The sequence below is a fragment of the Pseudomonas sp. MH9.2 genome (assembly GCF_034353875.1).
GTDB lineage: Bacteria > Pseudomonadota > Gammaproteobacteria > Pseudomonadales > Pseudomonadaceae > Aquipseudomonas.
Map to the genome: position 1 here is coordinate 3,175,008 of NZ_CP133784.1, position 13,069 is coordinate 3,188,076.

General features: G+C 53.5%; 10 protein-coding genes. 4 read left to right on the plus strand and 6 right to left on the minus strand.

The genetic code is table 11. The annotated features are described in order from the left end of the window. Positions 1–452: 452 nt before the first annotated feature. The 5 genes from mnmE to rpmH all read right to left on the minus strand — a co-directional run bounded on the left by mnmE (position 453) and on the right by rpmH (position 4,378). The gene (gene mnmE, locus RHM55_RS14910; protein ID WP_322177112.1) at positions 453–1,823 is read right to left on the minus strand and encodes a tRNA uridine-5-carboxymethylaminomethyl(34) synthesis GTPase MnmE; all 1,371 of its coding nucleotides are present in this window, start codon (positions 1,821–1,823) and stop codon (positions 453–455) included. Positions 1,824–1,902: 79 nt separating this feature from the next. Beyond that, the gene (gene yidC, locus RHM55_RS14915) at positions 1,903–3,585 is read right to left on the minus strand and encodes a membrane protein insertase YidC (protein ID WP_322177113.1); all 1,683 of its coding nucleotides are present in this window, start codon (positions 3,583–3,585) and stop codon (positions 1,903–1,905) included. A gap of 2 nt (positions 3,586–3,587) precedes the next feature. Continuing rightward, positions 3,588–3,833 carry a membrane protein insertion efficiency factor YidD gene (yidD, locus tag RHM55_RS14920; protein WP_219063382.1) on the minus strand — a complete coding sequence of 82 codons (246 nt, stop codon included), beginning with the start codon at positions 3,831–3,833 and terminating at the stop codon, positions 3,588–3,590. Further along, entirely contained in the window at positions 3,826–4,227 is a 402-nt protein-coding gene (gene rnpA, locus RHM55_RS14925) for a ribonuclease P protein component (RefSeq protein WP_322177114.1), read from the minus strand. Before rnpA ends, yidD begins: the two co-directional genes overlap by 8 nt. A 16-nt stretch (positions 4,228–4,243) precedes the next feature. Next, positions 4,244–4,378: a 50S ribosomal protein L34 gene (gene rpmH, locus RHM55_RS14930; protein WP_002551315.1), complete on the minus strand. Its 135-nt coding sequence runs from the start codon at positions 4,376–4,378 to the stop codon at positions 4,244–4,246. Between the two features lie 593 nt (positions 4,379–4,971). On the opposite strand from rpmH, the gene dnaA reads away from it, so the two are divergent. Genes dnaA through gyrB form a run of 4 tightly spaced genes read left to right on the plus strand, consistent with a single transcriptional unit; the run spans position 4,972 to position 11,172 of the window. Continuing rightward, complete coding sequence (dnaA, locus tag RHM55_RS14935) at positions 4,972–6,480, plus strand: chromosomal replication initiator protein DnaA (protein ID WP_322177115.1); 1,509 nt, start codon at positions 4,972–4,974, stop codon at positions 6,478–6,480. A 38-nt stretch (positions 6,481–6,518) separates the two neighbouring features. Next, on the plus strand, positions 6,519–7,622 hold the full coding sequence (dnaN, locus tag RHM55_RS14940) for a DNA polymerase III subunit beta (RefSeq protein ID WP_322177116.1): 1,104 nt from the start codon (positions 6,519–6,521) through the stop codon (positions 7,620–7,622). A gap of 24 nt (positions 7,623–7,646) precedes the next feature. Then, a complete protein-coding gene (gene recF, locus RHM55_RS14945; protein WP_219063378.1) occupies positions 7,647–8,750 on the plus strand; it encodes a DNA replication/repair protein RecF in 1,104 nt (367 codons plus the stop codon). Positions 8,751–8,754: 4 nt separating this feature from the next. Then, entirely contained in the window at positions 8,755–11,172 is a 2,418-nt protein-coding gene (gyrB, locus tag RHM55_RS14950) for a DNA topoisomerase (ATP-hydrolyzing) subunit B (protein WP_322177117.1), read from the plus strand. Between the two features lie 264 nt (positions 11,173–11,436). Here gyrB and RHM55_RS14955 read toward each other — a convergent pair whose 3' ends face one another. Next, positions 11,437–12,975 (minus strand): IS3 family transposase, encoded by a 1,539-nt coding sequence (locus RHM55_RS14955; RefSeq protein WP_322177118.1) that lies wholly within the window; start codon positions 12,973–12,975, stop codon positions 11,437–11,439. Positions 12,976–13,069: the final 94 nt, after the last annotated feature.

Sequence of the window (13,069 nt, forward strand, 5' to 3'; positions counted from 1 at the left end):
ATAGAAATTAAAAAGAAAGAAATTTATAAATCTTTGTTTTTATGTTTATTTCTACTGAGCTACATTTCTGTGGATAAAATCTTACAGGCCTTTATATTCAATATGTACAGCGATTCAAAAGTCTGTGGTCATGTGCCTGTGAGGCCCTTGGATAAGTGGTTTAAGCCTGTGGATTAAACAGGTACTTGTCCACAGGGCGCTTTATCCTCTGTTTTTAGGCCTACTTATCAACCGAGCTGAGGGGCAGTTATTCACAGGGCTTAATCCACAAAAAAGCAGGCTGCTTGTTAAAAAAAAGGTACAGGTAGGCAACCGAGGCCAGAGTATTTCTGTTCAGTTGGATAAATGAGCGGCGGGGTTGGTTGTTGGAACGGGCTTGCCAGCGATCCTTTGATGCGTGGTGTCAGTACACAGCTATCGCGGGCAAGCGCATTCCTGTGAAGCAGGGAGTGTTATTTACCGATACAGAAACTGGAAAAAATTCGCCCCAGCAGGTCGTCTGAGCTGAAAGCGCCAGTAATCTCGCCCAGGGCCTGTTGTGCCTGACGCAAATCTTCAGCGAGGAGCTCACCGGCACCGGCAAGGGTCAATTGAGCACGGCCGTGCTCAAGCGACGTGCTGGCATGACGTAATGCTTCCAGATGTCGCCTGCGAGCGCTGAAGCTGCTTTCAGAGGTTTGCTCGTAGCCCATGCACTCTTTTAAATGGTTGCGCAGCAGTTCCAGACCTTCACCAGCGGCCATTGCGCTCAGGCTGATCGTCACGTGGCCATCGATGTTGCGCTCCAGGATGACGGGATCACCGCTCAAGTCAGCTTTGTTACGAATCAGCGTGACCTTCGCCGGATCTGGCCGCTGTTCAAGAAACTCAGGCCATAAGGCAAACGGGTCATTCGCTTCAGGTGCAGTCGCATCCACGACCAGCAAGACCCTATCAGCCTCACCAATCGCCTTTAACGCCCGTTCCACGCCAATTTTCTCGACCTTGTCGTCGGTATCACGCAACCCGGCTGTATCGACCACATGCAACGGCATGCCATCGATGTGGATATGTTCGCGCAAGATATCCCGGGTAGTTCCCGCTATCTCGGTAACAATGGCTGCTTCTCTGCCGGCCAACGCGTTCAACAAGCTCGATTTGCCAGCGTTGGGTCTGCCCGCAATAACGACCGTCATGCCGTCACGCAGCAGCGCACCTTGCCCGGCCTCACGCAAGACTGTGGATAACTCTTCGCGCACCGAATCGAGCATGCTCAACACATGGCCATCGGCAAGAAAGTCGATTTCCTCTTCGGGGAAGTCGATAGCAGCCTCGACATAGATCCGCAGATTGATCAGTTTTTCCGTCAAGTTATCCACACGCCGGGAAAAGGCGCCTTGCAAAGAACGCAGCGCATTACGTGCCGCTTGAGCGGAACTGGCTTCGATCAAGTCTGCTATCGCTTCAGCCTGCGCCAGATCGAGCTTGTCATTGAGAAACGCGCGTTCGCTGAATTCCCCAGGTCGAGCTAGCCGGCTGCCCAATTGCAGGCAGCGCTGCAGCAACATATCCAGCACGATGGGACCGCCGTGTCCCTGAAGTTCGAGCACGTCTTCGCCAGTGAATGAGTTCGGACCAGGAAAATACAGAGCAATGCCTTCATCGATCACCTGCCCCGTCTCATCGCTGAACGGGCCGTAATGGGCATAACGCGGTGTTGGCTCACGACCGATGATTGCTTGCGCTGCACTGCTTGCCAATGGGCCCGATATGCGCACGATGCCCACACCACCTCGGCCTTGGGCGGTTGCAATCGCAGCTATGGTTTCACGAGGGACGTTCATGGCCAGGCTCTCTAGGCAAATAGCGGATAGCAAAACGCCCCACGAGGGGGCGCTTTGCATGACTTACTAACAGGTTAGATCAAGCTTCCGCTTTCTTGGTAGCGGCTTCGATCTTACGTGTGATGTACCACTGCTGCGAGATCGACAGGCAGTTGTTGACTACCCAGTACAGCACTAGACCTGCAGGGAACCAGAGGAAGAAGAAGGTGAAGATGATTGGCATCAGCTTCATTACTTTTGCTTGCATCGGGTCCGGCGGAGTCGGGTTCAGACGCTGCTGGATAAACATCGTCGCGCCCATGACGATAGGCAGGATGAAGAATGGATCCTTGATCGAAAGGTCAGTGATCCAAAGCATGAATGGAGCCTGACGCATTTCCACGCTTTCCAGGAGAACCCAGTACAGCGAGAGGAAGACCGGCATTTGCACAAGAATCGGCAAGCAACCACCCAACGGGTTGATCTTCTCTTTCTTGTACAGCTCCATCATAGCTTGCGACATTTTCTGCCGGTCATCGCCATGCTGTTCTTTCAACGCCGCGAGTTTCGGTGCGACGGCACGCATGCGGGCCATGGATTTGTAGCTGGCTGCCGACAGAGGGAAGAAAATCCCTTTGATCAGCATGGTCAGCAGGATAATTGAGAAACCCCAGTTACTGACCAGGCTGTGGATATGTTGCAGCAGCCAGAAGATCGGTTGGGCAATGAACCAGAGAATGCCGTAATCGACAGTCAGTTCCAGACCTGGGGATAACTCTTTGAGCACCGCTTGGCTTTTTGGACCCGCGTACAGAGTGGCACTGGTTTGAGCGGTTGCACCGCTAGCAACGGTCAAAACAGGGCCAGTGAAGCCGATGATGTAGTTGCCTTGGCTGTCTTTACGCGTCTGCATGACATTGCTGTCGTTCTTGTTCGGAATCCAGGCAGTCACGAAGTAGTGCTGCAACCAGGCTACCCAGCCACCTTGAACGGTTTCTTTTAGCGCGGCTTTGTCGATGTCTTTCATCGACACTTTTTTGTAGGGTTCAGCAGGTGTACCCAATGCGGCGCCCAAATAAGTCGCCGTACCGGTCGCGGTGGTCGAAGACGGATCGCCACTCGAGTCACGCTTGAGTTGTGCAAACAGATTACCAGCCCATGGCTGACCGCTCTGGTTGTCGATCAGGTAGGTGACACCCAGATCGTACAGGCCGCGCTTGAAGGTAAAGCGCTTGATGTAATTGACGCCGGCATCTGTGAACTTCAGGTCAACGACCAGTTCATTCTGACCATCGGCCAGTTGATAAGTCTTTTGTACGCTGGTGTAAACAGGCCGACCTGATGCACGAGCATCCGGACCGTTGGTACCTGTCAGCCCGCTTTGTGCCAGATAAGTCCGCTCGCCGCCGTTATCGAACAGCTGGAACGCAATCTCCGGATGGTCTTGGCGTCGTGGATAAAGGGGCAACCGCAACTGTGCGACATCACCACCTACCGGGTCGATCTCCAGATTGAGCACATCCGTTTTTACCTGGATGAGATCTTTACTGATGGCGACTTGTGTTTCAGTCGGAGCAGCGGCGTCAGTGTTGGCGCTCGGAACATCGGCACTTGCAGAAGCATTCGAACCAGTCGCCGTATCCGGTATACCCGAAGCGGTGGTACTGGCAGCAACACTCTGAGTCGGCAGGGCAGCCTGACCATAGTCCTGGTTCCATTTCAGGACCCCGGCATAAGTCACGATTGCCAGGGCGACGATCAGGATCGTGCGTTTTATATCCATGATTACTCGGCCATCGAAGAGGAACGGGAGGTAGGAACGGGTGGAACCGGGTCAAAACCACCGGCATTCCACGGATGACAGCGACCTAAACGACGAAAGGCCAGCCAGCCACCGCGTAGAAGGCCATGATTTTCGATGGCTTCATACGCGTAGCAGGAACAACTGGGGTAGAAACGACAGTGGCTGGCCATTAGCGGGCTAATGGCATAGCGATAGAACTGGATCGGAACGAGTGCCAGTTTACGCATCTGGACTGTCTACCCCTACAGTTTCGGTTTTAACTTCTGGAGCTGGTCGGCTGCGTGCCAAACGTTTCCAGAGTTTGCCGAAATGCTGAATCAATTCGGGGTTTTCTATCTCACCCAAACCTTTGCGCGCGACGATTACGATATCCCAGCCGACCAAATCATCTTGGTGCAGGCGAAAGGACTCGCGCATTAGGCGTTTCAAGCGATTGCGCTCAACGGAGAGCTTTACGCTCTTCTTACCGATCACTAACCCCAAACGGGGGTGATCCAAGTCGTTGTTGCGCGCAAGGAGCAAGAGATTTTTCCCCGGAACCTTGCCGGTGGGGGAGTCAAAGACTGCCTTGAAGTGTCGGGGTGTCAGAAGACGCTTTTCCCGACTGAAGTCTCGACTCACCACCTGTGCCGAGTTATCAAACTGCCAAACGCTTACGGCCCTTGGCGCGACGACGCGACAGGACTGCACGACCGTTTTTGGTGGCCATGCGAGCACGGAAACCGTGAGTGCGAGCGCGCTTGATGGTGCTGGGTTGGAAAGTACGTTTCATGGCGTGTTACCTGGTTCGTCCACAACGGGCCGGAATGGCCCCCGTTTTAAGAGACCGGGGATTCTAGAGAAAGCAAGCCTCTAGGTCAATTTCCAACCAGCGTTTCCTTCATTTACTTCTCAACAGCCTTTTTCTCAGGCGTGCCGTTTTTGTCTGAGAAACCAGGACCTACCCTGTGATCAAATATAGAAATAAAGAAGGAAAGTATTTAAAGCTCTTTTGTAATGCTTATAAAAGCTAGGGAAGGCATCTTCTGTGGATAACCGCCTCTAGCCCTTTAAAATCAATGTGTACAGAGGATGATAATACGGTTGAGAAACGGTGCTCTACCTGTGCTGCACTGTCGGATAAGCTGTGCATGGAATGGCCTCTTATCCACAGGCAGGTTATCCACAGAGTTCAGACCTGACTTATGCAATGGGCTGAAGCACGCTTATCCACAGAGCTTATGCGCACGCCGTTGGTCGCGTAATTTCTGGATAAGGCCTTGATTCATCGTGATCTCAGAGCAACCTACATGTGGATAAGTCGGGCGCTGATCGTTACAATGGCGGCTGTTTTTGCCTCACCGGCTTTCAACTTAGGGGATATCCGTGTCAGTGGAACTTTGGCAGCAGTGCGTGGAGCTTTTGCGCGATGAGCTGCCTGCCCAGCAATTCAACACTTGGATCCGTCCGCTACAGGTCGAAGCCGAAGGCGACGAGTTGCGTGTCTATGCACCGAACCGTTTCGTTCTCGATTGGGTCAACGAAAAATACCTGGGGCGCTTGCTTGAACTGCTCGGTGAGCATGGGCAAGGACTCGCGCCTGCGCTTTCCTTATTAATAGGCAGCAAACGCAGCTCTGCTCCGCGTGCAGCTCCCAATGCACCATTGGCTGCTGCGGCGTCCCATGCTGTTACGGTCAATCAGGTTGCCGCGTTGCCGGTTCAGCAGACCTCTTCGCCAGCGCCTAGCCAAACGATTGCGGTCAGCGATGAGCCTTCGCGTGCGAGCTTTGACCCCATGGCTGGCGCTAGCTCTCAGCTGGCGCCGGCGCGTGCCGAGCAGCGTACCGTTCAGGTCGAGGGCGCACTCAAGCACACCAGCTACTTGAACCGGACCTTTACCTTCGAGAATTTCGTCGAGGGTAAATCCAACCAGCTGGCCCGCGCGGCGGCCTGGCAGGTTGCGGATAACCCTAAGCATGGTTACAACCCATTGTTCCTTTATGGTGGGGTGGGTCTGGGTAAAACCCACTTGATGCATGCTGTGGGTAACCATCTATTAAAGAAGAACCCGAATGCCAAGGTTGTGTACCTGCATTCGGAGCGCTTTGTGGCTGACATGGTGAAAGCGCTGCAGCTCAATGCCATCAACGAGTTCAAGCGTTTTTATCGTTCAGTTGATGCGTTGCTGATCGATGACATTCAATTTTTCGCCCGCAAAGAGCGTTCCCAGGAAGAGTTTTTCCATACGTTCAACGCCTTGCTTGAAGGTGGTCAGCAGGTCATCTTGACCAGCGACCGTTACCCGAAAGAAATTGAAGGCCTTGAAGAACGGTTGAAATCTCGGTTTGGCTGGGGGTTGACGGTGGCCGTTGAGCCACCGGAGCTTGAGACCCGCGTGGCAATCTTGATGAAAAAAGCGGATCAGGCGAAAGTTGAACTGCCCCATGACGCTGCCTTTTTCATTGCGCAACGTATTCGTTCCAACGTACGAGAGCTCGAAGGTGCCCTGAAGCGGGTGATCGCTCACTCGCACTTTATGGGACGCGATATCACGATCGAATTGATTCGTGAATCGCTGAAAGATTTGTTGGCGTTGCAAGACAAATTGGTCAGTGTGGATAACATTCAGCGCACCGTGGCTGAGTACTACAAGATCAAAATTTCTGACCTGCTTTCCAAACGACGCTCACGTTCGGTTGCACGTCCTCGACAAGTCGCGATGGCGTTGTCCAAAGAATTGACCAACCACAGCTTGCCTGAGATTGGCGATGTGTTTGGCGGACGCGACCATACGACCGTTTTGCATGCATGCCGAAAAATCAACGAGCTTAAGGAATCCGACGCGGATATTCGCGAGGACTACAAGAACCTGCTGCGGACACTCACGACCTGATGACACCAGCGCAGCTTATTAAGGCAAGGGACTAGACCATGCACTTCACCATTCAACGCGAAGCCTTGTTGAAACCTCTGCAACTGGTCGCCGGCGTCGTTGAACGCCGACAGACCTTGCCAGTGTTATCCAACGTGCTATTGGTTGTAGAAGGCCAGCAGTTATCGCTGACGGGTACCGACTTGGAAGTCGAGCTGGTAGGCCGTGTTCAGTTGGAAGAGCCCGCCGAGCCAGGCGAGATCACTGTTCCTGCGCGCAAACTCATGGATATTTGCAAAAGTCTGCCCAATGATGCGTTGATCGATATCAAAGTCGATGAGCAGAAATTGGTGGTAAAAGCGGGACGCAGCCGTTTTACTTTGTCCACATTGCCTGCCAATGACTTCCCAACAGTGGAAGAAGGTCCTGGGTCGCTGACGTTCAATCTGGTGCAGAGCAAGTTGCGCCGTTTGATCGAGCGCACCAGCTTCGCCATGGCGCAGCAGGACGTTCGTTATTACCTCAACGGTATGTTGCTCGAAGTGCACGCTGGCGTGCTACGTGCCGTCGCAACTGATGGTCACCGTCTGGCAATGTGCTCCATGACGGCCGAGATCGAGCAAGTTGATCGTCATCAAGTGATCGTGCCGCGTAAGGGCATCCTTGAACTGGCGCGACTGCTGACTGAGCAGGATGGGATTGTGAGCATCGTCCTGGGCCAGCATCATATCCGTGCTACCACAGGCGAGTTCACCTTCACCTCGAAACTGGTCGATGGCAAGTTCCCTGATTACGAACGCGTTCTGCCTAAAGGTGGCGATAAGTTGGTATTGGGTGATCGTCAGGCATTGCGTGAAGCGTTCAGCCGCACGGCGATTCTGTCCAACGAAAAGTATCGTGGTATCCGTTTGCAGTTGGCCAATGGTCAATTGAAGATTCAGGCGAACAACCCTGAGCAGGAAGAGGCAGAAGAAGAAGTCGGCGTCGATTACAACGGCGGCCCACTGGAAATTGGTTTCAACGTGAGTTATCTGCTCGACGTGTTGGGCGTGATGACAACTGAGCAAGTGCGTCTGATTTTGTCTGACTCCAACAGCAGCGCGCTGGTGCAGGAATCGGATAACGATGATTCCGCTTACGTCGTTATGCCGATGCGTCTGTAACTCCCAATGTCCAGCAGAGCCTAGATGTCCCTCAGCCGCGTCTCTGTCACCGGGGTGCGCAATTTGCACCCGGTGACGCTCTCCCCTTCCCCCCGCATAAATATCCTTCACGGCGCGAATGGCAGTGGCAAAACCAGTGTACTGGAAGCCATTTATTTGCTCGGTCTTGCTCGCTCATTTCGCAGCGCACGATTGCTGCCCGTGATTCAGTACGAGCAACCCGCCTGCACGGTTTTTGGTCAGGTTGAACTCGCTCAAGGTGGGCACAGCAGTCTGGGTGTGTCGCGGGATCGCCAGGGGGAGTTTCAGATCCGTATCGACGGGCAGAATGCGCGAAGTGCAGCACAGCTGGCTGAAGCGTTACCTCTGCAACTGATTAACCCCGACAGCTTTCGACTCCTTGAAGGTGCTCCCAAGATCCGACGTCAGTTCCTCGATTGGGGAGTGTTCCACGTGGAACCTCGCTTTATGTCGACGTGGCAACGCTTGCAGAAGGCCCTGCGGCAGCGGAACTCATGGCTGCGGCATGGTACACTTGACGTCGCTTCACAAGCGGCTTGGGACCGGGAGTTATGCCTGGCCAGCGCTGACATCGATGAATATCGTCGAGCCTACATCAAGGCTCTAAAGCCAGTTTTTGAAAAAACCTTGAGCGAGTTGGTTGAACTTGAAGGTTTAACCCTGAGCTATTACCGCGGTTGGGACAAGGAGAAAGAGCTGAGTACAGTGCTCGCGTCTTCCCTACACCGCGACCAGCAAATGGGGCATACCCAGGCCGGACCGCAACGAGCTGATTTGCGCCTTAGATTGGGCGCTCATAATGCCGCTGAAATTTTATCTCGTGGCCAGCAGAAGTTAGTGGTCTGCGCTCTGCGCATTGCTCAAGGCCATTTGGTCAGCCAGGCACGGCGCGGCCAATGTATTTATCTGGTGGACGATTTGCCGTCTGAACTGGACGAGCATCATCGCCGCGCGCTTTGTCGCTTGTTAGAAGACTTACGCTGCCAAGTGTTTATCACCTGTGTAGACCATGAATTATTGAGGGAAGGCTGGCAGACGGAAACGCCAGTCGCTTTGTTCCACGTGGAACAAGGCCGTATCACCCAGACCCACGACCACCGGGAGTGAAGGCATGAGCGAAAATCAAACGTACGACTCCTCCAGCATTAAAGTGCTGAAAGGGCTAGATGCCGTACGCAAGCGTCCCGGTATGTATATCGGTGACACCGACGATGGCAGCGGTCTACACCACATGGTGTTCGAGGTGGTCGATAACTCGATCGACGAAGCTTTGGCTGGCCATTGCGACGAAATCAGCATCGTTATCCACCCTGATGAATCGATCACCGTCCGCGACAACGGTCGCGGTATTCCGGTAGACGTGCACAAAGAAGAAGGCATTTCGGCAGCTGAGGTCATCATGACCGTGCTGCATGCTGGCGGTAAGTTCGATGATAACTCTTACAAAGTATCTGGCGGCCTGCACGGTGTAGGCGTTTCAGTGGTAAACGCCCTTTCCGAATTGTTGCTGCTGACCGTACGTCGTAGCGGCAAGGTTTGGGAACAGACTTATATCCATGGTGTTCCACAGGAACCCATGCGTATCGTTGGCGAAAGTGATTCAACCGGTACCGAGATTCACTTCAAGCCATCCGACCTGACCTTCAAGAATATTCACTTCAGCTGGGATATCCTGGCCAAGCGTATTCGAGAACTCTCATTCCTCAACTCTGGCGTGGGCATCGTCCTCAAAGACGAGCGCAGCGGCAAAGAAGAGCTGTTCAAATACGAGGGCGGTTTGCGCGCGTTCGTTGAGTATCTGAACACTAACAAGACTCCAGTGAACCAGGTATTCCACTTCAACATCCAGCGCGACGATGGCATTGCTGTCGAGATTGCTTTGCAGTGGAACGATAGCTTCAACGAGAATCTGTTGTGCTTTACCAACAATATTCCTCAGCGTGACGGCGGTACTCACCTGGTAGGTTTTCGCTCGGCTCTGACGCGGAATCTGAACACTTACATCGAACAGGAAGGTCTGGCGAAGAAGCATAAAGTTGCCACCACCGGTGACGATGCACGTGAAGGTTTGACCGCAATTATTTCGGTCAAAGTGCCAGATCCAAAGTTTAGCTCGCAAACCAAAGACAAGTTGGTTTCGTCCGAAGTGAAAACTGCGGTCGAACAGGAAATGGGTAAACACTTCTCCGACTTCCTCCTGGAAAACCCGGGCGAAGCAAGAGCGGTTGTCGGCAAAATGATTGATGCTGCGCGCGCCCGTGAAGCGGCTCGTAAAGCCCGTGAGATGACTCGTCGTAAAGGTGCGCTGGATATCGCCGGTCTGCCAGGCAAGCTCGCTGACTGCCAGGAAAAAGACCCTGCCCTTTCCGAACTGTATCTTGTGGAAGGTGACTCTGCTGGTGGCTCCGCCAAGCAGGGACGCAACCGTAAGACTCAGGCGATCCTGCCGCTTAAAGGCAAGATCCTCAACGTAGAGAAAGCGCGTTTTGACAAGATGATCTCTTCGCAAGAAGTGGGCACCTTGATCACAGCGCTGGGCTGCGGTATTGGCCGCGATGAGTACAACATCGCCAAGCTGCGCTATCACAACATCATCATCATGACCGATGCTGACGTCGACGGTTCGCACATCCGTACGTTGCTGTTGACCTTTTTCTTCCGTCAACTGCCTGAGTTGATCGAGCGTGGCTACATCTACATCGCTCAACCGCCGTTGTACAAAGTGAAGAAAGGCAAGCAAGAGCAATACATCAAAGACGACGAGGCCATGGAAGAGTACATGACCCAGTCGGCTCTGGAAGATGCCAGCCTGCACCTCAATGAATCGGCTCCAGGGATCTCGGGTGAGGCGCTGGAGCGTCTGGTCAACGATTTCCGTATGGTCATGAAGACGCTCAAGCGCTTGTCGCGTTTGTATCCTCAGGAACTGACCGAGCATTTCGTTTACCTGCCGCCAATTTCGCTTGAGCAGCTTTCTGACCACGCGGGCATGCAGGCATGGTTGGCGCTGTTTGATGCGCGTTTGCGCGTCGGTGAGAAGTCAGGTCTGGTCTACAAAGCCAGCCTGCGTGAAGATCGTGAACGTAACGTCTGGCTGCCAGAGGTTGAATTGATCTCTCACGGGTTGTCCAATTACGTGACCTTCAACCGCGACTTCTTCGGCAGTAACGATTATAAAACCGTGACGGCTCTGGGCGCGCAAATAAGCACCTTGCTTGAAGAAGGCGCTTACGTACAACGCGGCGAACGCAAGAAGCCGGTCAATGAGTTCAAGGAAGCCCTTGCCTGGTTGATGGCGGAAAGTACCAAACGCCATACCATCCAGCGCTATAAAGGTCTGGGTGAAATGAACCCGGATCAACTTTGGGAAACCACCATGGACCCAAGCGTACGTCGGATGCTCAAGGTCACGATTGAAGATGCCATTGGTGCTGACCAGATCTTCAACACCCTGATGGGCGACGCGGTAGAACCACGTCGTGACTTCATCGAACGAAATGCCCTGGCGGTGTCAAACCTCGATTTCTAAGGGGCTGTAGGTTCTCAAAATAAATGAGAATTCTCACAAATAGTTGAATCACGCTACACAAAAAAGCCAACGCTTATTCAGCGTTGGCTTTTTTGTATCTGCGCGTTTGATAGATTTTGGATAAGCGATTCAGCTTTATAACGTCGATGATTTTTATAAGAAAAGACAGAGAGGAATCCCTATCCAAAACGTTATTCGTTAACTCGACTGTCGGCGCTGATTGACAACTGACTCACCGGGGATGCGGACAAAAACTTGGACTGGTTATGCCGCGAAGCCCAGGCTTTCACGATACTCAATGGGACTGAGCGCGCCGAGGGAAATCTTTATACGTTTTTCGTTGTACCAGCGAATGTATGAATCCAAGGCCTGAATGAACTGCTCGATGCTCGTTGACTGCCAGTTGCGAGGATAGAACAGTTCCGTTTTCAGTCGGCCGAAGAAACCTTCACAAGCCGCGTTGTCTGGTGAGCAGCCTTTGCGCGACATCGAACGAATCAGCTTCGCATCAGCGATGCGCGATAACCAGCCGGGCCAGCGGTAGTGAGCGCCACGATCGGAGTGAACAACAGGCCGTTTATCGTTGCTGGCCACCGTTTCGATAGCGGCATCCAGCATCGTGTTCACAAGCTCGGCGTCGGGACGCGTGCCGATCGACCAACTGATGACCTTTCCATCGAAGCAGTCGATCATGGGGGACAGGTACACCTTACCGGCCGGGATCTGGAACTCCGAGATGTCGGTCAGCCATTTCTCATTCGGAGCTAGAGCCGTGAAGTCGCGGTTGAGGAGGTTTTCCGGCGCCGGACTGATCTCCCCGAGGTAGGAAGCATATCGACGCCGTTTCGGCTTGGCGACGACTAGGCACTCCTGCTTCATCAAGCGCTGCACCACCTTCTCTGAAAGGCGCACACGCTGCCTGCTTAACGAAGCTCGCATCCGACGGTAGCCATAGCAACGATGATTGCGCTCGAATATGTCCGCCATGGCACGACGCACTTCGGTGTACTTTTCCGCGACCTGCATTCGGGCTCGATGATAGAAATAGGAGCTTCGGGCCAAGCCCAGTGCTTCAAGCAGCTCTGACAAGGAGTATGTCTGCCTCAGGGCATCAGCCAGCAATGTCTTCTCCCGATTGGTCAGGACTTGCCGGTTGATGCCCGTCTCTTTTTTTATGAGTTCATTCGCCCTCATCAACAGGTCATGTTCAAGCTGCAAACGGCGAACATCGAGCTGGAGAGATTCGAGTTGCCGCTGCAACTCCTCTCGTTCCGGTGACGATGAGGGTTCAAGTCGACACTTCATGGATGGGGATACCTCTGGGCCGAGTAGCTGGTTTTTCCAGTTGTACAAGGTCGGCCTGCACACGCCCAGCTTTTGAGCCAGGGCTTTCGCACTTTCTTTTCGCGTGCACAGCGCGATGACCGCTGCCTGCTTCACCGCTGGCGGCCGGGCTAACCCGTCTGATCGACCGACAACACGCGTATGCAACTCGGGGTGCATTTCGTAAATCCAGGCACGCAACGAATCCCGCGCGGGGTAGCCTAACGCCTTGATGGTAGCGGCGATGTTGCGACCGTATTCGAGATAGTGCCCGACAGCCTTTTCCCTTTGGGCCAGTGAGTACTTCGACTTCGAGTTCTCGTAGCCACGCGGCAGGTCGAGGCATCGCTCATACTCTGCGTGCCAGCTCTTCAAAGAGTTCTTCGTCGGGTAGCCCAACTGACGAATAGTTGCCCCGGTTCGCTTGCCCAGTTTGATGTAGAGCTTGACCGCTCGGATACGGTCTTCGTATGAATACATGAACTACCTCCAGGTAGTCCAAGATTTCCGCCGCATCCCCACCCTGCCGATTGCAATTTAATCTAGGGCGGGCTGCTGATTCCACATTTTATGA